Origin of the sequence: Xenorhabdus sp. TS4 (assembly GCF_014467265.1) — a bacterium.
GTDB lineage: Bacteria > Pseudomonadota > Gammaproteobacteria > Enterobacterales > Enterobacteriaceae > Xenorhabdus > Xenorhabdus ehlersii.
On record NZ_NKHQ01000002.1, the window covers coordinates 100,000 to 121,658 of the forward strand.

A 21,659-nucleotide genomic window follows, 5' to 3' on the forward strand; every position below is an offset into this window, starting at 1 on the left:
CAGGTCACTCTTTAAGACTTTAATCTTTTTTGCCTTTCGGCATATCGATAGTGTCTTGCGAGTGCCCACACAGATTGTCTGATTAATTTGTTAAAGAGCGTTGGCAACCGGAAGTGCCTTCCGGGTTGCGAGGCTGCGTATCTTACGCTTTCCTCTTATCGTGTCAAGCCTTATTTTCCAAGGCTTTTCACGTTGTCATCCCGACAGGTTTGTGTGTTTGTCGTGACAACGGAAGCGCATTATAGGGAGTTTTATGATACTGGCAATAGTTATTTTGAAAAAAAGCCTCAACCGCTTATTTATCATCCAAAACAACCCGATTTGGTGTTTTTCCAATCTAGAAAAAGAAAAAAGAGGTGCAAAAAACACCTCTTAAAAACTTTCTAAGTAATCAATATCATTGTGTTGCAACAATACGATTGTCTTCTAACCCTAAAGTCACTAATTTACCTGGGATCAATTTGCCAGAAAGAATTTGCTGGGCCAGTGGATTTTCAATCTCTTGCTGGATAGCTCGTTTCAATGGACGGGCTCCATATACAGGATCGAAACCAGCTTCGCTTAGTTTTTCCAGCGCTGGAGGTGTTATCTCCACCTGATAACCGTGCTCTTCCAAACGCTGATATAAACGCTGCAATTGAATATTCGTAATAGACTTCAGATGCTCTTTTCCTAATGGGTGAAACACAACAACTTCATCAACCCGGTTAATAAACTCAGGCCTGAAATGGTGACTAACCACTTCCATCACCATATTTTTCATACCTATATAATCCAATGTACTAAAGCGTTCTTGAATCATATCGGAGCCTAAGTTAGAGGTCATAATTACAACGGTGTTACGAAAATCAACTGTTCTTCCTTGACCATCAGTCAAACGGCCATCATCCAATACCTGCAACAAGATATTGAAAACATCTGGGTGGGCTTTCTCTACTTCATCCAGCAAAATGACAGAATAAGGACGACGACGCACCGCTTCTGTCAGATACCCACCTTCTTCATATCCAACATATCCGGGAGGCGCTCCCACCAACCTTGAAACGGTGTGTTTTTCCATAAACTCCGACATATCAATGCGCACCATAGCATCATCACTGTCGAATAAGAAATTAGCCAACGCCTTACACAATTCTGTTTTACCCACCCCAGTCGGCCCCAAAAACATGAAAGAACCGATCGGACGATTGGGATCAGATAATCCCGCTCTACTACGACGAATTGCATTCGATACAGCATCAACCGCTTCATTCTGCCCTATTACGCGCTTATGCAATTCTTGCTCCATGCGCAGTAATTTATCTTTTTCACTTTCCAGCATTCTGGATACAGGGATCCCTGTCCAGCGTGCGAGTATTTCAGCGATTTCAGCATCTGTGACTTTGTTACGCAGCAGCTTCATATGACGATTTTCTGCTGTTGTTGCTGTCGCTAAACGTTTTTCCAATTCCGGAATTTTTCCGTACTGAATTTCAGACATTTTGGCCAAGTCACCACTACGGCGAGCTTTCTCTAATTCAATACGAGTATTTTCTAATTCAGCCTTGATATTCTGGGTGCCACTAAGTTCAGCTTTCTCCGCTTTCCACTCTTCTTCCAATTCAGAATATTCACGTTCTTTTTCTGCTAATTCTTCGTTCAGCATCTCTAACCGTTTTTTACTGGCATCATCAGACTCTTTTTTCAGTGCCTGCTGCTCAAGCTTTAATTGAATAACGCGGCGCTCAAGGCGATCCAATGCTTCTGGTTTAGAATCCATCTGCATACGCAAGCTTGCCCCTGCTTCATCAATCAGATCAATGGCTTTATCAGGTAGCATACGATCAGAAATATAGCGATGAGATAGTGTTGCAGCCGCCACGATTGCCGGATCAGTGATTTGGACGTGATGATGCAATTCATATCGCTCTTTCAGTCCACGTAAAATAGCAATCGTGTCCTCAACCGTAGGTTCTGCCACATAAACTTTCTGGAAACGACGCTCTAAGGCCGCATCTTTTTCTATATACTGACGATACTCATCAAGTGTTGTTGCCCCAACGCAATGCAGTTCTCCACGAGCCAGAGCGGGTTTTAACATGTTACCTGCATCCATTGCGCCTTCGGCTTTGCCAGCTCCTACCATGGTATGCAATTCATCAATAAATAGAATGACTGAACCTTCCTGTTTGGCAAGATCGTTCAAAACACCTTTCAAACGCTCTTCGAATTCACCACGGTATTTAGCACCGGCTAATAATGCTCCCATATCAAGAGACAGAACACGTTTGTTTTTCAGCCCCTCTGGAACTTCACCATTGACAATACGCTGTGCCAAACCTTCAACAATCGCGGTCTTCCCAACTCCTGGCTCACCAATGAGAACTGGGTTATTTTTGGTTCTGCGCTGCAATACCTGAATAGTTCGACGAATTTCTTCATCACGCCCAATCACAGGATCTAATTTTCCTTGTTCAGCACGCTCAGTCAGATCAATGGTATATTTCTTTAACGCTTGGCGCTGATCTTCTGCGCCTTGCTCATTCACTTTTTCACCACCGCGCATTTGTTCTATTGCCTTAGTGATTTTATCTTTGGTTGCTCCCGCCGCTTTCAACATGTCACTTAATGTTCCACGTTCTTCTATCGCTGCCAGAACAAAGAGTTCAGAAGAAATGAAGTTATCACCTGATTTTTGTGCAAGTTTGTCACACAGGTTTAAATAACGTCCCAACTCGTTGGATACCTGCACATCTCCACCATTGCCTTCTACTTTCGGCAATCGGTTCAGAGCTTGATTCAGTTGATTATTGAAGTTTCCCGTATCCACCCCTGCCGAGGCCAATAAAGGACGCACTGAACCGCCTTCTTGATTAATTAATGCACTCATCAAGTGGATAGGTTCGATGAATTGATTATCACGCCCTAATGCGAGGGATTGGGCGTCAGCAAGAGCAAGCTGGAATTTATTGGTAAGACGATCCAGACGCATAACACCTCCAATACTGGTCAGAATTTGCTACTGGAGACTAGATAAGGTCATTCCTTAAATATTCAAGGTCTTCTGAAAAGTTAATTGGAAACTTACCGCTATACGCCAAAGATCGTCCTGTAAAGTAGGTTATCGCAACCAGATTAAAGTTGCCATTCGCCCGGTATTACCATCACGACGATAGGAGAAAAAGTTTTCCCCCTCCGTGACTGTACATGCGGCTCCACCAAAAATTTCTGTTATTCCTACTGACTGTAACTTTAATTTAGCCAGTAAGTAAATATTTGCCAGAAACTTATCGCCATAAGGCGTAAAAGCTTGTTCCAGATCAGGATTGGTTGCGATGAAAGCTTCCCTAACCTCAGCCCCCACCTCAAATTTTTCAGGGCCAATAGCAGGCCCCAACCACGCACGGATCATGTCAGGTTTTGCGCTAAATCGAGACACAGTATTCTCCAACACTCCGGCACATAATCCGCGCCATCCGGCATGAGCCGCCGCAACCTCATCACCAGAAATACTGCAAAAAAGAACTGGCAAACAATCTGCTGTCATCACAGCACAAACCTGATCAGGTATATTCGTGTAAACAGCATCGGCCTGATTATTCACCAATGGCTGACCATCAAGTGTGATCACACGTGTTCCGTGTACTTGCTCCAACCATGTAGGTTGCTGCGGTAATTGGGCATATTCAACCAATAGCGTTCTATTCCGTTCCACGTATTCTGGAACGTCCCCAACATGATTACCCAGGTTTAAACTGTCATATGGGGGCTGGCTTACTCCACCTAAACGGGTAGTACTGCAAGCACCAACATTATCAGGCTGTGGCCAATCAGGAAAAATCAGTGGCGTCATTTACCTACCAATCCATCTCGTCTTTGAAAGTCTCAGCATCCACTTTCATCACTTCAATCAACTTAACCATATCGTCCGGTAATGGAGCATGCCATTCCATCTCAATTCCAGTGATCGGATGGTAAAGACGTAACATGGTTGCATGCAATGCCTGACGATCAAAATTGCGCATCGCTTCGCGAAATTCATCAGAAGCTCCTTTTAAGGGACGAGGCCGCCCACCGTACAGAGGATCACCCACCAACGGGTGTTTTATATGTGCCATGTGCACACGAATTTGGTGTGTTCTGCCTGTCTCCAAACGCAGACGCAATCGAGTATGCGCCCGGAAATGTTCCATAACACGATAATGGGTAACAGCAGGTTTACCCATAGGGTGTACTGCCATGTGTGTCCGTTTTGTTGGATGGCGGGAGATAGGTTCTTCTACCGTTCCTCCAGCCGTCATACATCCCAGAGCAACCGCTTCATATTCACGGGTTATTTCACGTAATTGCAAAGATTCCACCAAACGAGTTTGTGCCGGAACGTTTTTTGCCACAACCATTAGCCCTGTCGTATCTTTGTCAAGACGATGAACAATACCTGCACGGGGAACATCTGCAATTTCAGGATAATGATATAATAAGGCATTCAACACTGTACCGTCAGGATTACCTGCTCCCGGATGAACAACCAAATCACGTGGTTTATTGATTACCAAAATATCGTTATCTTCATAGACAATATTCAGTTCGATATCCTGAGGCTCCCAACGTGCATCTTCTTCAATGATAGCATCAACGGAGATTTCTTCACCGCCCAGGACTTTTTCTTTTGGTTTGCTAATTAATTTGCCATTAACTTGAACTTTATTATCCAAGATCCACTCTTTTATACGTGACCTGGAGTAATCAGGGAACAATTCAGCCAAAGCTTGATCTAAACGTTGACCAAGCTGAGATTCAGCGACTATTGCATTAAGTCGGATTTGTTGTGCCATATATAACTTCTATATTTTACGTTGAGTTTTGACGGCGAGGCCGTTTCATTTAAAATAGTGTGTTATTGTAACCCCATATTTTGCCGGGAGCTTCACGGACAGTCTCCCAGAAAACACTCAGAGGATAATCAACACGTGATGATTCGCATGAAATATCTGGTGGCAGCGACCACATTGAGCTTGGTTCTATCTGGATGCTCCAGCAATAAAGATGCTGTTCCTGATATTCCGCCATCTCAAATTTATTCAATTGGACAGGAAATGCTGCAAGAAGGTAACTATAAAGCGGCTATCAAGCAATTGGAATCCCTTGATAACCGATATCCTTTTGGCCCTTACTCCCAGCAAGTTCAACTTGATCTGATCTACGCCTATTACAAATCAGCGGAATACCCATTGGCTCTCGCATCCATTGACCGTTTCATGCGCCTAAATCCAACCCATCCTAATATCGACTATGTACTCTATATGCGTGGTTTGGTTTCGCAAGCTCTGGATGACAGTCTATTACAAGGCCTTTTCGGCATTGATCGATCAAATCGTGATCCTGAACATGCCCGTGCGGCATTCCGTGATTTCAACCAACTGGTACGCTATTACCCAAACAGTCAATATTCAACTGATGCTACCAAGCGGTTAATCTTCCTCAAAGAACGTTTAGCCAAATATGAACTTGAAGTTGTTCAATATTACACTAAACGCAATGCTTACGTAGCTGTTGTCAATCGGGTAGAACAGATGCTACGAGACTACCCTGATGCTAATGCAACTCGGAAAGCACTCCCTTATATGGAGTTAGCTTATAAAGAATTAGGATTGACGGCTGAAGCCAATAAAGTGGCACAACTGATCGCTGCCAACCCCGTATAAAATCTCATTCCATCAGGTTTGAACAAGTAATCAAAAACAGTAGCTAAATGGCTGCTGTTTTTTTATCTATTGTTTTTTATCTAATCATGAAGTTGCCAGGAATATCACTGCTGGGATGTGATTTTGTAAGACTTGCCTTTTTGTTTTGTTTAGCCAACAAACCGAACGCATCAGCACATTTTGTTCATGTTTGGCTATATCTTCATTATTTTCACCTTGAAAATAACTCAAGCTCTGTAATTATAACTTGATTTAATAATCCCATAACTGACTAATAATGACGCATAACTCTTTCCTTCGCAACAAATATTCTCCATATCTTCCTTAGCTATCACAATTCCGTCACTTACTGCCAAAATCACTCAATAAAAGTGATTTAGATCATTCTTTTTATGCCAAATGGCGCTATGCTGAATACATCAGAGACGGAGTAACATCAAAGAGGTAACTATATGTTAGTGAACATTACCAGCAAACAAATGGAAATTACCCCCGCAATTCGTAGCCATGTAGAAGACCGTCTAAGTAAGTTGAGCAAATGGCAAGTTAATCTAATCAATCCACATATCGTACTATCAAAAGAACCGCAAGGATTCTTAGTTGATGCCACAATTGGCACACCAAATGGCACGTTAGTGGCCAGCGCTAAACATGAAGATATGTACGCAGCAATCAATGATCTACTGACAAAATTAGAGCGCCAGCTCAATAAAGTGCAGCATAAAGCAGAAGCTCGTCGCACAGACAATAGTGTTAAAGAGTCCAATATCAACTTAGAAGTATAATCCCCCCTGATTCTTGTCCTAACGCGCTCATTGAGCGCGTTTTTACTGCCTGTTGACACTCCAAGCTAAATAGGTTAATTAAAATACATTATTGAAACCATAAAGTAGCATGCTAACAGGTCAAATGATTATCAAACCGTCTTTGTTATTTTTCTTTTTTTTCACCTTCTCATAAGGAGGTTGATTCGTTTCAAAGAAACTTTAAGAAGACGAATAAAAGCCTCCCATCGACAGGGAGGTTTTTTGTTTTACTGATCACAAACATATCTACGATACACAGGCTACACTCATAATAAGAATATCAGGAACATACTATGGAACGAGACTTAGTGAGTTTACGAGAAGAAATTAGTCATATTGATGCGGAATTGCTGGATCTACTTGCTAAACGCCGACAATTAGCCAGTGACATCGCCCAGACAAAACTGCTCGATCATCGCCCTATCCGAGATAAAAATCGTGAACGAGAGTTATTGAATGTATTGATTGATAAAGGAAAATCACGTGGATTAGATGGATTTTACATTACACGATTATTTCAGATGATCATTGAGGATTCTGTTCTCACCCAACAGGCATTATTACAACAATATCTGAATCAGACACCTTACGATTCTGCCCGTATTACTTTTTTAGGGCCAAAAGGTTCATATTCTCATATTGCAGCTCGACAATTTGCTGCTCGTCACTTTAATCAGTTGGTTGAATGCAGTTGTCACAAATTCTCAGATATTTTCTCACTGGTTGAGATTGGTCAGGCTGATTATGGCATCCTGCCACTGGAAAATACCAGCTCAGGGGCAATTAATGAGGTTTATGATTTATTGCAACATACCCCCTTATCCCTTGTTGGAGAGATAACTCTGCCAATCAACCACTGTCTATTGATTGCTGGGCAAACTGATATCTCAAGGATAAAAACCGTTTATAGCCATTCCCAACCTTTTCAACAATGTAGCCAATATCTCAATAAATATCCTGACTGGAATATTGTTTACTGTGAAAGCACTGCTGCTGCTATGCAAAAAGTGGCAGAACTCAACTCACCAGAAATAGCAGCATTAGGCAGTGAGGCTGGCGGCACTCTTTATGGATTACATGTTTTAGAAAACAACCTAGCAAATCAGCAAGAGAATAGCACTCGCTTTATTGTTGTTTCCCGCAAATCTATTGACGTATCCGAGCAAGTTCCTGCCAAAACCACGTTTATTATGTCAACCGGACAGCAAGCAGGAGCACTGGTTGATGCTCTCATTATCCTAAAGAAACATGATATCCCTATGAGTAAATTGGAGTCTCGCCCAATAAATGGCAAACCGTGGGAAGAGATGTTTTATATTGATGTACAAGCCAATCTACGTTCCATGAAAATGCAACAAGCATTGAAAGAATTGACGGAAATTACTCGTTTTCTGAAAGTGTTAGGATCTTACCCATCAGAAAATGTCATTCCTATCGATCCTATCTAAAGTAAAAAAACAAAACCGGATATTTCTATCCGGTTTTAAAATAAAACCTATACTCGGTTGTCACTTGCCTGCTGCAAGAGCACTCGACTTTCCTTCATAAATCGAGCTGCTTCATCGCCAAACCAATCACTCACTTGGTTAAAGCTCTCAATAAAAGCTGACTTATCTTGATGTTCCAAGATTTCCAGCACCTGCCCGAAACTTTGGTAATACCGACGTATAAGTGCAATATTTTCAGGACTAGACATAATAATATCAGCATACAATTGGGCATCTTGTGCAAATAATCGTCCTACCATCGCTAGCTCCAATCGATATATCGGTGAAGATAGTGAAAGCAATTGCTGTAAGTCGATATTTTCCTTTGCAAGATGTCGTCCGTAAGAGAAGGTAGTGAAATGACGCAACGCCTGAATGAAACTCATATTTTTATCATGCTTCTCTGCGGTGATTTGATGCAACCTCGCTCCCCATACTGATATCTGTTCCAAAAACCATTGATACGACTCTGGATAGCGTCCATCGCAATACACAACCACTTGCTTAGCAAAGCTACCTACATCTGGCCCAAACATAGGGTGCAACCCTAAAACAGGCCCTTTATGTACTTCAAGCATCGCATTTAACGGTCTTTGCTTGATTGAAGCCAAATCAACTAGAATGCACTGTTCTGGCAAAGGAGGTAATCGACGGATAATCTTGTCTGTCAAGTGAATAGGAACACTGACGATCACCATCCCTACTCCGGCTAATATATGTTCGGCGTTATCCCAATCGTCAGCTTCGAGCACCCTGACTTCATAGCCAGACAGCGTCAACAATCGACTGAATAATCGGCCCATTTTGCCTGAACCACCTACAATGACCACAGATCCCAAATGAGTACCGAGTTTTTTAAAGCCCTTGTTATTTTCACTGACATAAGACTCTCGCATAATTCGGCGTAATATATCTTCAATCAAATCAGGTGGAATTCCCATATTTTCCGCCTCCTGACGGCGGGAGGCCAACATAGTAGCCTCCCTATCAGGATCATAAATCGGTAAGCCGAGTTGACTTTTAACTTCACCAACTTGCGCTACTAAATTCATTCTTCTTGCCAGCAACGATAATAAGGTTTTATCTACCTCATCAATTTGAGCTCTCAACTGTGACAATTCTGTTGTCATATTGGTTATCCTGCTTTTTCCATCATTATGTTTCGATTAACCAAATATGGAGCGATTTGTTGGTGCAGTTTTCTCAATATTTGCTCCGTAGTCTGCCAGTTAATACAGGCGTCTGTCACCGAAACACCATATTTCATCTCAGAGCGAGGCTGTTCGGAGGATTGGTTGCCCTCATTAATATGGCTTTCCAACATAATCCCAATGATGGATTGGTTTTTGGACATCATCTGTTCAACAACAGAATCCACAACGATACTCTGGCGACGAAAATCTTTATTGGAATTACCGTGACTGCAATCAATCATCAGTGATGGTATCAGCCCTGCTTTAATCATTTGTCGTTCACAATCAGCAACATGTTCTGCACTGTAATTCGGCCCTACGCCGCCCCGCAATATCACATGTCCATTCGGATTACCCTGAGTTTGCAGCAAACAAACTTGACCTGACTGATTTATCCCCATAAAGCGATGAGGCATTGCTGCTGCTTTCATGGCATTAATTGCGGTATTCAAACTACCATCTGTGCCATTTTTAAATCCGACGGGTACAGACAATCCTGATGCCATTTCACGATGAGTTTGAGATTCCGTTGTTCTAGCACCAATTGCTGACCAACTAAATAGATCCCCTAAGTATTGTGGATTATTGGGATCAAGTGCCTCATTAGCCAAAGGCAATCCCATTTCTACTAGGTTCAACAGCAGGCGACGGGCAATATGCAGCCCCGCATCCATATCAAATGAACCATCCATATAGGGATCACTAATTAGCCCTTTCCAACCAACGGTTGTACGAGGCTTTTCAAAATAGACACGCATAACAATATACAGACAATCACTCAATTCAGAAGAAAGCGCTTTCAAACGACTGGCATAGTCCAGGGCAGCATCCACATCATGAATTGAACATGGACCACATACCACTAATAAACGAGGATCACGATGCTGAATAATGTCAGCGATAGTATTACGCGCGTTTGTGATGGCATGTCGATCATGGCTATTCAACGGATATTTCTGTTTCAACTCTTCCGGTGTGATGAGGACTTGCTCATCAAGGATATGAACGTTATTCAGAGCGTCTTTTTGCATGATCATTTCTACCTGCCTTGTCTGTTTAATGTTTGTCTAAGTGTCTGCTGGATAACATACCATGAGCCGTAAAGAATACAATCCAAAAACGTAAATATTTTCCACATACCGTAAATAATATTTTACATTAAAATGCAAAGACTATTGATATAGTGGAGATACTAACAATCCATTGAATTTTATTTTCATGTCAAAATATATAAATAATTTTTAAAGTTAATTCATTGTAAATGACAACTAACAATCGCATCAAAATAGAAATAATTTATTAACCACTTACATATAATTTATTACACAAATAAATACCTTTATAATCAAATAATAAAAACAAGATCTCAATCTCATTTTTATATAAATATTCTAATAATATTAAATATGTGTTTTTAATGTTTATATGAAACTATAAAAAAATTTTTATAAACAATAGCCATATCCAATAGATCTAAAGCTATGACTAACAGCATGTATATAAGTCATGCAGATGCAAAAATCCGTATTACCAACTTTTATTTATTTTTTAAACATTTGTTAAGGATAGATATGATAACGCTGCAATTTATTGTAATAATCATTTGCTTATTGATAGGTACGCGTTATGCGGGAATGGGATTGGGACTGATCAGTGGTATTGGACTCTTTATACTGACATTTGTCTTTGGCTTGGAACCAGGTAACCCTCCCGTTGATGTAATGCTGACTATTCTTGCTGTAATCGGTTGTGCATCCGTTTTACAAACAGCAGGTGGGCTAAATGTTATGATGCAATTTGCAGAACGCTTACTGCGTCGTCACCCGCAACATATCACCATTTTGGCACCACTGACTACTTGGATGCTCACTTTTCTTTGCGGTACCGGTCATGTGGTTTATACCATGTTCCCAATCATTGGCGATATTGCCTTGAAAAAAGGTATTCGCCCTGAACGGCCAATGGCTGTTGCTTCTGTCGCTTCCCAAATGGCAATTACCGCTTCTCCTGTATCTGTCGCCGTTGTTTCTTTGGTGTCAATTATTGCTGCCAGTCATGGTATTGGGCAGGCGTACGGGATCTTGGACATTTTGGCTGTTTCAATACCAGCATCACTCACTGGAGTAATACTTGCTGCATTATGGAGCTTACGTCGAGGAAAAGATCTTGATCAGGACGAAGAATTCCAGGCGAAAATCAAAGATCCAAAGCAACGTGAGTTTATTTATGGTGGTTCTGACACTCTATTGAATCAAGTCTTTCCTAAGCAAGCTTATTGGGCAACCTGGATTTTCTTTACCGCAATTGCTGTCGTAGTCTTATTTGGTGCATTCACCGAATTACGTCCTGCTTTTGAAGTAAAAGGTACACTAAAACCCCTTTCTATGAATCTGGTGATCCAGATGATGATGTTAATTGCAGGCTCCATTATATTGATGGCCTGTAAAATCAAAACCAGTGAAATCGCCAATAGTGCCGTGTTCAAAGCAGGTATGGTTGCGATTTTTTCTGTCTTTGGTGTGGCATGGATGAGTGATACCTTCTTCCACTCACATTTAGGTGAATTAAAACTAGTCCTAGAAGATGTGGTCCAGGCACAGCCGTGGACTTATGCCCTTGTACTGTTTTTAGTATCAAAACTGGTTAACAGCCAAGCCGCCGCCTTAACGGCCATTGCGCCAATGGGATTACAACTTGGAGTTGATCCTAAACTTCTGATTGCTTTCTTTCCTGCTGCCTATGGCTATTTTGTTTTGCCTACTTATCCAAGCGATTTGGCTTGTATTGGTTTTGACCGTTCAGGTACAACAAAAATCGGGAAATTCATTATCAACCACAGCTTTCTTTTACCAGGATTGCTTGGCGTCAGTGGCGCTTGTACAGTAGGATATATTTTAGCCAGTACGTTTATGTAACTTACTGTCTCCCTAACCTGACTTACAACTGAAAAAATAAGTTTCCTGATTTATAGCATGTAAAAAGGCCAGCATATGCGCTGGCCTTTGATAACTTTCGGATGTAGCGAAAGCGTATTATTTTGCGTTCAGACGCTCTTTAATACGAGCAGCCTTACCAGAACGCTCACGCAGGTAGTACAGTTTAGCTCTGCGAACAGCACCACGACGCTTAACGCTGATGCTGTCTACGACTGGGGAGTGAGTCTGGAATACACGCTCAACGCCTTCGCCGTTAGAAATCTTACGAACAGTGAATGCAGAGTGCAGACCGCGGTTACGAATCGCAATAACCACGCCCTCGAATGTCTGCAGACGCTTTTTAGAACCTTCAACGACCCATACCTTAACTTCCAAGGTGTCACCCGGACGGAATGAAGGTACGTCTTGCTTCATCTGCTCTTGTTCAAGTTGTTTAATAATGTTGCTCATAATAACTCTCTTACCCTAGGTAAACTGATATATCAAAGACATCCCTTTAGGATATGTCTGGATTAATTCGTTGCTTGATCTTGATATTCCCGTTGGAACTCAGATAGCAACATCCTTTGCTCGTCAGTCAGAGCTAGGTTTTCTAGAAGTTCGGGCCTTCTTAGCCAGGTTCGACCAAGCGACTGTTTCATTCGCCAGCGATTAATTTCAGCATGGTTTCCCGACAGCAAAACTGGGGGGACTTCCATACTATCTAACACTTCAGGGCGAGTATAATGTGGGCAATCCAACAATCCATCAGCGAATGAGTCTTCTTCTGCCGATGCTTGACGCCCTAATACGCCCGGAATAAACCGCGATATCGAGTCAATCATCGTCATTGCAGGAAGCTCTCCCCCGCTAAGAACGTAATCACCGATAGACCATTCTTCGTCAATTTCGGTTTGGATGATACGCTCATCAATACCTTCATAACGCCCGCAAACCAGAATTAATTTCTCATTTGCTGCCAGCTCACAAACTCCCTGTTGATCGAGTTTGCGTCCCTGAGGTGAAAGATAAATCACCTTTGCACCATCACCTGCCGAAGCTTTAGCTGCATGAATGGCTTCTCGTAATGGTTGCACCATCATCAGCATGCCTGGACCACCGCCATAAGGGCGATCATCAACAGTACGATGCCGGTCGTAGGTAAAATCCCTTGGATTCCAGCATTCGATACTCAACAGGCCATTTTTTACTGCCCGACCAGTTACCCCGTAATCGGTTATTGCGCGGAACATTTCAGGAAACAGGCTAATAACCCCAATCCACATACTGTGTCCCACTCATTTAAACCGTTTTTACCGGAGATTAAAAACCAGGATCCCAATCTACCTCGATGGTTTTGGTAGCGAGATCAACTTTCTTGATAACCTGCCCATCAAGAAACGGAACCAACCGCTCCTTGATACCGAATGCATCTTTCAGGTTTGCTTTTATTACCATCACATCGTTAGAACCTGTTTCCATCATGTCATGAATAGTTCCAAGGTTATAACCGACTGTATTTATTACTTGGCAGCCAATAAGGTCTTTCCAGTAATAATCACCCTCTTCCAGTGCTGGTAACTGGCTACAATCCACCACAACTTCACAGTTAGTGAATAAATTCGCCGCATCCCGATCGTCAATACCTTTGATTTTGACGATAATATCTTGGTTATGGTATTTCCATGCTTCCAGTTCAATGTGTTGCCACTGGCCTAAGCGTTGAATAAACCACGGTTGATATTCAAAAATGTCTTCGGTGTGTTCGGTGGAAGAAAAAACTCTGAGCCAACCACGAATGCCATATGCAGACCCTAACTTCCCCAATACAATTGGCTCAACAGGGTGCTTCAGGCCAGATTGTTTGCTCATTGTTACCACCGCGACAGATTAAGCTGCTTTCTTAGCGTCTTTGATCAGTGTAGCAACACGATCAGACACAGATGCACCCAGACCAACCCAGTGTTCGATACGGTCCAGATCTAAACGCAGAGCTTCTGCTTTTCCTGAAGCGATTGGGTTGAAGAAACCAACACGCTCAATAAAACGACCATCACGCGCATTGCGGCTATCGGTCACGACTACTTGATAAAACGGACGCTTTTTTGCGCCGCCACGAGCTAAACGAATTGTTACCATAACATCCTCATTAGTTAGCAAAACAACCAGACTCCATCGAGGAATGGAGTCCGGCTGTCCATTAAAAGCCCGAAAATTTTACTCACTTTGGCGCAAAAAGCAATCCAAAGAACATTTTCTTTCGCAACTTTGTCGATTATCGCCCCATAAATCCCGGTGGCAGCATACCTTTCATGCCTCGCATCATTTTTGCCAAACCACCTTTCTTCATCTTTTTCATCATACGTTGCATTTCATCAAACTGTTTCAGCAAACGGTTGACATCCTGCACCTGTGTGCCCGATCCCATCGCAATACGGCGCTTACGCGAACCTTTGATGATTTCTGGTTTTTCCCGCTCTTTACGGGTCATGGAATTAATGATGGCTTCCATTTTAACCAGAAGCTTGTCATCCATTTGCGATTTGACGGCATCAGGGATCTGCGACATTCCCGGCATTTTGCTCAACATGCTAGCCATTCCGCCCATATTACGCATCTGTTTAAGCTGTTCCAGAAAATCGCTTAAATCAAAGCCGTCACCTTTTTTCAGTTTAGATGCCAATTTTTCCGCTTGGGTACGATCAACTTTGCTTTCAAGTTCTTCGATCAGTGAAAGCATATCCCCCATACCCAGAATGCGGGATGCAATGCGATCAGGATGGAAAGGTTCTAATGCATCCGTTTTTTCACCAACGCCGAGGAATTTGATAGGCTTACCAGTGATATGACGGATAGAAAGCGCAGCACCGCCACGCGCATCACCATCTACCTTGGTCAGCACAACCCCAGTTAATGGCAATGCTTCATTGAATGCTTTTGCTGTATTTGCTGCATCTTGACCCGTCATTGCATCAACAACAAACAGGGTTTCAACAGGATTAATAGCCGCATGAATCGCTATGATTTCATCCATCATAGCTTCATCAACATGCAGACGGCCTGCTGTATCGACTAACAATACATCATAAAATTTCAGCTTAGCATGTTGGATCGCTTTATTGACAATATCAACAGGTTTTTCCTGTGGATCAGAAGGGAAAAAGTCAACTCCAACTGTTTCAGACAAGGTTTCAAGCTGTTTGATCGCCGCGGGTCGATATACGTCAGCAGAAACAACCAAGACTTTTTTCTTGTTTTTCTCTTTCAGCAACTTACCTAATTTAGCAACGCTGGTCGTTTTACCTGCACCTTGCAAACCGGCCATAAGAATCACAGCGGGAGGCTGTGTGGAAAGGTTCAGTTCACTGTTAACCTCTCCCATCGCCTTAACCAATTCATTTTGAACGATTTTGACGAATTCCTGACCTGGAGTCAGACTTTTGTTAACCTCATGTCCCACAGCGCTTTCTTTGACTCGTGCAATAAAATCACGCACGACAGGTAATGCAACATCCGCTTCGAGCAAAGCCATACGAACTTCGCGCAGCGTATCTTTAATATTATCTTCAGTCAGCCGTCCGCGACCGCTGATATTGCGCAATGTGCGCGATAGTCTGTCAGTTAAATTATCAAACATTGTCTCAGCTCAGATATCTACAAGTGGGTCTACCTGTAAGGCAAATTTCGCAAATTATAGCACGATGATTATGTGATCTCTGCAAAGAGATTCCCAAGTATGATTAACAGCGGTTGGAGGCTACTCCTGCTAGCGGTATACTTAAATTTCAGGTTCAATCCATACCCAATGGATTTCATTGCGAAAACGATAAATGTTATGCTGATATTTTCAATTATTGCTTTATTTGCCTATCTCATTAGCCTGACGCTCATCGTGCCAGGTTTATTGCGCCAACAAAACAGTTATCAAAAACTGGCACTTTCTTTTGCCATTGTAGCGTTAGTCGCTCACGCGATTGCATTAAAATACCAAGTTTTTCATGTCAGCAGCGGGCAAAATCTCACTTTATTGAATTTAGGCTCAATTGTTAGCTTGCTTATGTGCATCATCATGACAGTCGTCGCTTTCCGTGGACGTGCATGGTTTTTACTGCCGGTTGTTTACAGTTTCGCCATGATCAATTTGATACTGGCTAGCATGATGCCGGGAGAATTCATTACTCATCTTGAAGATAGTATCGAATTATTTATTCATATTGGGCTGGCATTACTTGGCTATGCTACTTTACTCATTGCAGCTCTTTATGCATTGCAACTTGGTTGGTTGGATCATCAGCTTAAAAAGAAAAAACTCACATTTACCTCTGGTATTCCTCCATTGATGACAATTGAGCGGAAAATGTTTCACATTACCCAGGTTGGTGTAATTTTACTAACATTGACGCTCTGTACTGGCATTATGTACATGGATGATATTTTCAGTAAAGAAAATATCCATAAATCTGTTTTATCTATTATTGCATGGTTTATTTACGTTATTTTGCTTTGGGGGCATTATCATGAAGGGTGGCGTGGCAAGCGTGTTATTTGGTTCAATTTGATTGGTGCATTTATTCTGACACTTGCTTTTTTCGGTAGCAGGCTATTACAGGAAATGATGGTTTATTAATAAGTTAATTTATCATCGCCAATCTATATAATTATTAGGAAGGAATTCTGTTTTGGAGAATGTCTCAACAAGTACACTGATTATAATTCTTGTTGTTATGGTTATTGTTTCGGCTTATTTCTCTGCCTCTGAAACTAGCATGATGACAATCAACCGATATCGCTTACGCCATTTAGCTAAACAAGGGAGCAATCCCGCACGCAGGGTGGAATCTCTGCTGCGTCATCCAGACAGACTCATTAGCCTGATACTTATCGGTAATAATCTTGTCAATATTTTGGCGTCCTCCCTTGCTACTATCGTTGGTATGCGACTCTATGGCGATGCCGGTGTTGCTATTGCAACAGGTGTACTCACATTCATTATTCTTATTTTTTCTGAAGTGATGCCAAAGACCATTGCAGCGCTTTACCCTGAAAAAATTGCATTCCCAAGTAGCTTCCTGTTACGCCCACTAGAAAAAATTATGCTGCCCCTTGTTTGGTCATTTAATAAGATCAGTTTGCTGTTTATGCGCTGTTTGGGTATCAAAACCTCTAATATCCGCAGTGATGCCGTCAGTAAAGACGAGCTACGCACAATTGTAAATGAATCAAACGTCAATCTATCACGCCGAAATCAAGATATGCTGCTCTCAATATTAGATCTTGAGAAAGTCACCGTTGGTGACATTATGATCCCACGTAATGAAATTGTCGGTATTGATATTAACAATGATTGGAAGTGCGTTATCAAGCAACTGACACACTCTCCACATGGACGTATTGTGTTATATCGAGATTCCCTTGATGATGCTATCGGTATGCTCCGAGTACGTGAGGCCTATCGACTGATGATGGAGAAAAAAGAATTTACAAAAAGAAATTTACTCAAAGCCGCAGATAAAATCTATTTCATCCCAGTTAGCACGCCATTAAATATCCAGCTTATTAATTTCCAACGTAACAAACAAAAAGCTGGCCTAATCGTTGATGAATATGGCGATATTCAAGGATTAGTGACTGTCGAGGATATTTTGGAAGAAATTGTCGGCGATTTTACCACTTCCATGTCACCAACTCTGGCAGAAGAAGTCCTTCCACAAAGTGACGGCTCCGTTCTGGTTGATGGCACAGCCAATATCCGTGAATTAAATAAGGCTTTCGGTTGGGCGCTTCCCGAAAACGGTCCAAGGACAATGAATGGAATGATTTTGGAAGAACTAGGTGAAATTCCTGAATTAAATGCTAACGTACAGATTAATAAATACAATTTTGAGGTTATTGCGGTGCAAGATAATGTTATCAAGCAAGTTCGTGTAACGCCGATACACCAAAATACAGAATAAAGTATAAAATTAATTCAGTGAATAATTTAACCACTATAAAACATTCAAATTAATACTCAATCTAATTTGTCTATGTAACTAAAGGAAAATAATCAAAAAAATCTGGTAATTTCAAAAATATAAAGAGAAAAGAACACCAATGCAGGGCTAGCAGAATAAGCTAGCCCCTCAATAATATAAAACAGATCTGACTACTTAACCAAAAGCTCCATCACCAAATGTAATAGTCGTTGAGGTACCATATCTAACAAACTAAACTTGAAGCCCCACCAGTTTTTCTTCAGGCAATGCCAATTCATCGTTATAATTGACACGAACACCAGAATCAAGGATACGCTGAGCAATATCTTGAGCTTCTTTCAATGAGTGCATTTCATATGTACCGCACTGATAAATGTTTAATTCTGGGATCTGGTTCTGATCTTGAACTTTTATCACATCTTCCATTGCCGCTTTCCAAGACTCAGCCACTCTCAATTCTTCTGGAGCACCAATTAAGCTCATATAAAAACCAGTACGACATCCCATTGGAGAAATATCAATGATTTCAACACCGTCACCGTTCAAATGATTGCGCATAAAACCCGCAAACAAATGCTCAAGTGTGTGAATACCTCGTTCTGGCATCACTGCTTTATTAGGAACACAAAAACGTAAATCAAATACTGTGATAGTATCGCCGTGAGGCGTTTTCATTGTCTTGGCAACTCTAACAGCAGGTGCCGCCATACGAGTATGGTCAACTGTAAAACTATCCAACAAAGGCATAATACTACCTCCTAAGGTATCAGATTTTTTACGAAGATTTTTTCAGATAGATGAAACCTTTTCATTTGCGGCTGGTCATAAGATATGAAGACGCGCAAAATTGTTATCATCCCTATTCTCTAAGATATTTTATTTGGCCACCAGTGGTGGCCATTTTCTTTTTTAACGCCCTGCATGAAGTTTTAAATACTCTTCAAAGCTCATGTTATCTTGCTGTTCAAGGTCATGCTGACGCGACACAGAAGCTTCACGCTCAACAGAAAAATTTTCATCATTCAGAATTGAATAATGTTCTTCAATCAATTCGTTATGATACTGACCTGCCAGTTCCAACCCAAAACCAACTATCCCCTGAGATTTCATCTTGTCCAGGACACGCGCTGAAAACGTCAGTGATGGATCTTCAAACATGTTAACCAATTCTTTACAGACTGATTGATATTGAGTCCCTGAACAGGCATCCAGAATTTCAGCGACTCGCTCTAAATCCCTGAATAACTCCTGTCCTACGATCTTCAGCGGCTGTTGCTCAACCCCATAACCAAGGTCGATAGATAACTCTGGTTTGCGCCCTTCTAAGATAACCTTATTCCAGTTTCCACGACAACAGGCAAGTTCCTCATTTCCCATTTCAGGGGCATCAGCCAGAGCACACCATATCAAAAATAAGTCAAGAAAACGAATTTGCGTCTCATCAACCCCAATGGAGGAAAAAGGATTAATATCTAAAGAACGCACTTCAATATATTCTATACCACCTCTCAACAAAGCATCTGAAGGTGATTCTCCCTCTTTCGTGACTCGTTTTGGCCGAATTGGTGCGTACAACTCATTTTCAATTTGAAGAACATTAGTATTGAGCTGTAAGTACTTATTTCCTTTTTTGATACCGATTGCCGCAAATTCTTCAGATGGCTTATGAATTGCTTTCTTAAGCCCCTCTACATAGGTATGAAGATGATTAAAAGTAATATTCAGATCACTTTGCGATTTATTGGTATACCCCAAGTCACTCATCCTCAACGAAGTCGCATAAGGCAGATAACAAGTCCCTCTTTCTGTTTCCTCAAAAGATAATGCTGTATTTCGCCCACGTAAGAATGAAGAACAGATTGCCGGTGATGCACCAAATAAATAAGGGATCACCCAGCCAAAGCGGTAATAATTACGAATTAAACGAAGGTAGCCATCTGAAATCTGCTCTTTTCCTGTTTCGGCGTCTTTAATACCTAACCACGCCTGCCAAAAACTCATTGGCAGAGAAAAGTTATAATGCACACCAGAAATTGTTTGCATTAGTGCGCCATAACGGCTCTTTAATCCTTCACGGTACAAGGTCTTAAAGCGGCCCAAGTTAGACGTACCATATTGAGCCAAAGTGATATTTTCTTCTTCGTCGATAAAACATGGCATACTTAAAGGCCACATTTTTTCATTGTCCAGATTCCGGGCGGTATAGATATGCAAATCTTTAAGGAAAGCAATGGTTCTATCTATATTACTATCAACAGGGGTAATAAACTCCAATAGAGATTCAGCAAAATCAGTTGTAATCCATTTATGCGTTAAAGAAGCACCAAGTGATTTTGGATGCTCCGTCTTAGCTAAATGACCGTCTGGAGTAACACGCAATGTTTCACGCTCAATGCCACGACAAATACCGTTTAATACAGTTGGGTTTGCCTCTAACCATGACAATGCTTTTGATACGTCCGGGATCAATTTGTCCTCCCGTGGAGTTTAAAAGATTATTACTAAAAGTTTACTTTATATGAAACAAGTCAAGTTGTCGCTGATTACATAGAGGTAGCAATGCACTTCCGCCCAAATTATAAACAGAATTAATAAAACAAATGTTATATTTGAACGGAAATAAAAAGAAAAACCCCTGCCTTATCGGGCAAGGGTTTTAAGCTGGTGCATCCAGGAGGATTCGAACCTCCGACCGCTCGGTTCGTAGCCGAGTACTCTATCCAGCTGAGCTATGGATGCATTGTCGGTTTTCTATTTCTTTTCAGGCACTATTGATTGCCTGACTTGATAGAATTAGGTCATCCCAAAAATCAGGATATTTAAAATGGTGCATCCAGGAGGATTCGAACCTCCGACCGCTCGGTTCGTAGCCGAGTACTCTATCCAGCTGAGCTATGGATGCATTGTCGGTTTTCTATTTCTACTCAGGCGCTGTTGATTGCCTGACTTGATAGAATTAGGATCTCCCAAAATCGGGACATCTAAAATGGTGCATCCAGGAGGATTCGAACCTCCGACCGCTCGGTTCGTAGCCGAGTACTCTATCCAGCTGAGCTATGGATGCATTGTCGGTTTTCTATTTCTACTCAGGCGCTGTTGATTGCCTGACTTGATAGAATTAGGATCTCCCAAAATCGGGACATCTAAAATGGTGCATCCAGGAGGATTCGAACCTCCGACCGCTCGGTTCGTAGCCGAGTACTCTATCCAGCTGAGCTATGGATGCATTGTCGGTTTTCTATTTCTGCTCAGGCGCTGTTTATTGCCTGACTAGAATTGAAGATACCTAAAAAATCGCGGTGTTTAAATGGTGCATCCAGGAGGATTCGAACCTCCGACCGCTCGGTTCGTAGCCGAGTACTCTATCCAGCTGAGCTATGGATGCATATTAATGGCGGTGAGGGAGGGATTCGAACCCTCGATGCAGCTCTTAACCACATACTCCCTTAGCAGGGGAGCGCCTTCAGCCTCTCGGCCACCTCACCATTTTTAAAACCTGCGACTTAGATGTTTTCACTTCGTAGCTCTTCGAATCTTTACTTCCGGTATTTACTCAGAAGCTTCTCTTCAAGCCCTTCGTCGCTGCGATGGCGCACATA

General features: G+C 41.8%; 18 protein-coding genes and 6 tRNA genes. 6 read left to right on the forward strand and 18 right to left on the reverse strand.

The features are described 5' to 3' along the window. Nucleotides 1–397: 397 nt before the first annotated feature. The 3 genes from clpB to rluD all read right to left on the reverse strand — a co-directional run bounded on the left by clpB (nucleotide 398) and on the right by rluD (nucleotide 4,814). Nucleotides 398–2,971 (reverse strand): ATP-dependent chaperone ClpB, encoded by a 2,574-nt coding sequence (gene clpB / locus Xets_RS01185; protein ID WP_187651065.1) that lies wholly within the window; start codon nucleotides 2,969–2,971, stop codon nucleotides 398–400. 129 nt (nucleotides 2,972–3,100) lie between these two features. Then, nucleotides 3,101–3,832, reverse strand: coding sequence for a purine nucleoside phosphorylase YfiH (gene yfiH / locus Xets_RS01190; protein ID WP_099131072.1), 732 nt, complete (start codon nucleotides 3,830–3,832; stop codon nucleotides 3,101–3,103). A gap of 4 nt (nucleotides 3,833–3,836) precedes the next feature. Beyond that, nucleotides 3,837–4,814: a 23S rRNA pseudouridine(1911/1915/1917) synthase RluD gene (gene rluD, locus Xets_RS01195; protein WP_187651066.1), complete on the reverse strand. Its 978-nt coding sequence runs from the start codon at nucleotides 4,812–4,814 to the stop codon at nucleotides 3,837–3,839. Nucleotides 4,815–4,961: 147 nt separating this feature from the next. On the opposite strand from rluD, the gene bamD reads away from it, so the two are divergent. The 3 genes from bamD (at nucleotide 4,962) to pheA (ending at nucleotide 7,938) form a co-directional block, all read left to right on the forward strand. Continuing rightward, nucleotides 4,962–5,684: an outer membrane protein assembly factor BamD gene (gene bamD, locus Xets_RS01200; protein WP_187651095.1), complete on the forward strand. Its 723-nt coding sequence runs from the start codon at nucleotides 4,962–4,964 to the stop codon at nucleotides 5,682–5,684. A gap of 452 nt (nucleotides 5,685–6,136) precedes the next feature. After that, the gene (gene raiA, locus Xets_RS01205; RefSeq protein WP_099131069.1) at nucleotides 6,137–6,469 is read left to right on the forward strand and encodes a ribosome-associated translation inhibitor RaiA; all 333 of its coding nucleotides are present in this window, start codon (nucleotides 6,137–6,139) and stop codon (nucleotides 6,467–6,469) included. Nucleotides 6,470–6,783: 314 nt separating this feature from the next. After that, on the forward strand, nucleotides 6,784–7,938 hold the full coding sequence (pheA, locus tag Xets_RS01210; RefSeq protein WP_099131068.1) for a bifunctional chorismate mutase/prephenate dehydratase: 1,155 nt from the start codon (nucleotides 6,784–6,786) through the stop codon (nucleotides 7,936–7,938). A 47-nt stretch (nucleotides 7,939–7,985) separates the two neighbouring features. Here pheA and tyrA read toward each other — a convergent pair whose 3' ends face one another. Beyond that, nucleotides 7,986–9,107, reverse strand: a complete 1,122-nt coding sequence (gene tyrA, locus Xets_RS01215; RefSeq protein ID WP_099131067.1) for a bifunctional chorismate mutase/prephenate dehydrogenase — start codon at nucleotides 9,105–9,107, stop codon at nucleotides 7,986–7,988. Between the two features lie 5 nt (nucleotides 9,108–9,112). Continuing rightward, the gene (locus tag Xets_RS01220) at nucleotides 9,113–10,207 is read right to left on the reverse strand and encodes a 3-deoxy-7-phosphoheptulonate synthase (protein ID WP_304952506.1); all 1,095 of its coding nucleotides are present in this window, start codon (nucleotides 10,205–10,207) and stop codon (nucleotides 9,113–9,115) included. Between the two features lie 534 nt (nucleotides 10,208–10,741). Between Xets_RS01220 and Xets_RS01225 the strand changes: the two genes are divergently transcribed. Next, nucleotides 10,742–12,085, forward strand: coding sequence for an anaerobic C4-dicarboxylate transporter (locus Xets_RS01225; RefSeq protein WP_187651068.1), 1,344 nt, complete (start codon nucleotides 10,742–10,744; stop codon nucleotides 12,083–12,085). A 117-nt stretch (nucleotides 12,086–12,202) separates the two neighbouring features. Here Xets_RS01225 and rplS read toward each other — a convergent pair whose 3' ends face one another. The 5 genes from rplS to ffh form a co-directional block, all read right to left on the reverse strand. Beyond that, on the reverse strand, nucleotides 12,203–12,556 hold the full coding sequence (rplS, locus tag Xets_RS01230) for a 50S ribosomal protein L19 (protein ID WP_074020138.1): 354 nt from the start codon (nucleotides 12,554–12,556) through the stop codon (nucleotides 12,203–12,205). A 62-nt stretch (nucleotides 12,557–12,618) separates the two neighbouring features. Further along, nucleotides 12,619–13,371 (reverse strand): tRNA (guanosine(37)-N1)-methyltransferase TrmD, encoded by a 753-nt coding sequence (trmD, locus tag Xets_RS01235; protein ID WP_099131065.1) that lies wholly within the window; start codon nucleotides 13,369–13,371, stop codon nucleotides 12,619–12,621. Nucleotides 13,372–13,408: 37 nt separating this feature from the next. Beyond that, the gene (gene rimM, locus Xets_RS01240; RefSeq protein WP_099131064.1) at nucleotides 13,409–13,957 is read right to left on the reverse strand and encodes a ribosome maturation factor RimM; all 549 of its coding nucleotides are present in this window, start codon (nucleotides 13,955–13,957) and stop codon (nucleotides 13,409–13,411) included. 18 nt (nucleotides 13,958–13,975) lie between these two features. Beyond that, complete coding sequence (gene rpsP / locus Xets_RS01245; RefSeq protein ID WP_074020141.1) at nucleotides 13,976–14,224, reverse strand: 30S ribosomal protein S16; 249 nt, start codon at nucleotides 14,222–14,224, stop codon at nucleotides 13,976–13,978. Between the two features lie 136 nt (nucleotides 14,225–14,360). Next, nucleotides 14,361–15,722, reverse strand: a complete 1,362-nt coding sequence (ffh, locus tag Xets_RS01250) for a signal recognition particle protein (protein ID WP_099131063.1) — start codon at nucleotides 15,720–15,722, stop codon at nucleotides 14,361–14,363. 198 nt (nucleotides 15,723–15,920) lie between these two features. Here ffh and Xets_RS01255 point away from each other — a divergent pair, with 198 nt between their 5' ends. After that, the gene (locus tag Xets_RS01255; RefSeq protein ID WP_099131212.1) at nucleotides 15,921–16,712 is read left to right on the forward strand and encodes an inner membrane protein YpjD; all 792 of its coding nucleotides are present in this window, start codon (nucleotides 15,921–15,923) and stop codon (nucleotides 16,710–16,712) included. A 52-nt stretch (nucleotides 16,713–16,764) separates the two neighbouring features. Further along, complete coding sequence (locus Xets_RS01260) at nucleotides 16,765–18,039, forward strand: HlyC/CorC family transporter (RefSeq protein ID WP_143707506.1); 1,275 nt, start codon at nucleotides 16,765–16,767, stop codon at nucleotides 18,037–18,039. A 252-nt stretch (nucleotides 18,040–18,291) separates the two neighbouring features. On the opposite strand, the gene luxS is transcribed toward Xets_RS01260, so the two are convergent. From luxS to Xets_RS01300, 8 genes are all read right to left on the reverse strand, one after another. Continuing rightward, entirely contained in the window at nucleotides 18,292–18,807 is a 516-nt protein-coding gene (gene luxS / locus Xets_RS01265) for an S-ribosylhomocysteine lyase (protein ID WP_099131062.1), read from the reverse strand. A gap of 162 nt (nucleotides 18,808–18,969) precedes the next feature. Further along, nucleotides 18,970–20,529: a glutamate--cysteine ligase gene (gene gshA, locus Xets_RS01270; protein WP_099131061.1), complete on the reverse strand. Its 1,560-nt coding sequence runs from the start codon at nucleotides 20,527–20,529 to the stop codon at nucleotides 18,970–18,972. 193 nt (nucleotides 20,530–20,722) lie between these two features. After that, nucleotides 20,723–20,799 (reverse strand) — tRNA-Arg (locus Xets_RS01275). Between the two features lie 86 nt (nucleotides 20,800–20,885). Continuing rightward, nucleotides 20,886–20,962: transfer RNA gene (locus tag Xets_RS01280), tRNA-Arg, on the reverse strand. An 85-nt stretch (nucleotides 20,963–21,047) separates the two neighbouring features. After that, nucleotides 21,048–21,124 (reverse strand) — tRNA-Arg (locus Xets_RS01285). 85 nt (nucleotides 21,125–21,209) lie between these two features. Next, a tRNA-Arg gene (locus tag Xets_RS01290) sits at nucleotides 21,210–21,286 on the reverse strand. 82 nt (nucleotides 21,287–21,368) lie between these two features. Beyond that, nucleotides 21,369–21,445 (reverse strand) — tRNA-Arg (locus tag Xets_RS01295). A 7-nt stretch (nucleotides 21,446–21,452) separates the two neighbouring features. Next, nucleotides 21,453–21,545 (reverse strand) — tRNA-Ser (locus Xets_RS01300). Nucleotides 21,546–21,659: the final 114 nt, after the last annotated feature.

Excerpts from the sequence above, each read along its gene's own strand:
- clpB (WP_187651065.1), bottom strand. The coding sequence starts at position 2,971 with ATGCGTCTGGATCGTCTTACCAATAAATTCCAGCTTGCTCTTGCTGAC.
- yfiH (WP_099131072.1), bottom strand. The coding sequence starts at position 3,832 with ATGACGCCACTGATTTTTCCTGATTGGCCACAGCCTGATAATGTTGGT.
- rluD (WP_187651066.1), bottom strand. The coding sequence starts at position 4,814 with ATGGCACAACAAATCCGACTTAATGCAATAGTCGCTGAATCTCAGCTT.
- bamD (WP_187651095.1), top strand. The coding sequence starts at position 4,962 with ATGAAATATCTGGTGGCAGCGACCACATTGAGCTTGGTTCTATCTGGA.
- raiA (WP_099131069.1), top strand. The coding sequence starts at position 6,137 with ATGTTAGTGAACATTACCAGCAAACAAATGGAAATTACCCCCGCAATT.
- pheA (WP_099131068.1), top strand. The coding sequence starts at position 6,784 with ATGGAACGAGACTTAGTGAGTTTACGAGAAGAAATTAGTCATATTGAT.
- tyrA (WP_099131067.1), bottom strand. The coding sequence starts at position 9,107 with ATGACAACAGAATTGTCACAGTTGAGAGCTCAAATTGATGAGGTAGAT.
- Xets_RS01220 (WP_304952506.1), bottom strand. The coding sequence starts at position 10,207 with ATGATCATGCAAAAAGACGCTCTGAATAACGTTCATATCCTTGATGAG.
- Xets_RS01225 (WP_187651068.1), top strand. The coding sequence starts at position 10,742 with ATGATAACGCTGCAATTTATTGTAATAATCATTTGCTTATTGATAGGT.
- rplS (WP_074020138.1), bottom strand. The coding sequence starts at position 12,556 with ATGAGCAACATTATTAAACAACTTGAACAAGAGCAGATGAAGCAAGAC.
- trmD (WP_099131065.1), bottom strand. The coding sequence starts at position 13,371 with ATGTGGATTGGGGTTATTAGCCTGTTTCCTGAAATGTTCCGCGCAATA.
- rimM (WP_099131064.1), bottom strand. The coding sequence starts at position 13,957 with ATGAGCAAACAATCTGGCCTGAAGCACCCTGTTGAGCCAATTGTATTG.
- rpsP (WP_074020141.1), bottom strand. The coding sequence starts at position 14,224 with ATGGTAACAATTCGTTTAGCTCGTGGCGGCGCAAAAAAGCGTCCGTTT.
- ffh (WP_099131063.1), bottom strand. The coding sequence starts at position 15,722 with ATGTTTGATAATTTAACTGACAGACTATCGCGCACATTGCGCAATATC.
- Xets_RS01255 (WP_099131212.1), top strand. The coding sequence starts at position 15,921 with ATGCTGATATTTTCAATTATTGCTTTATTTGCCTATCTCATTAGCCTG.
- luxS (WP_099131062.1), bottom strand. The coding sequence starts at position 18,807 with ATGCCTTTGTTGGATAGTTTTACAGTTGACCATACTCGTATGGCGGCA.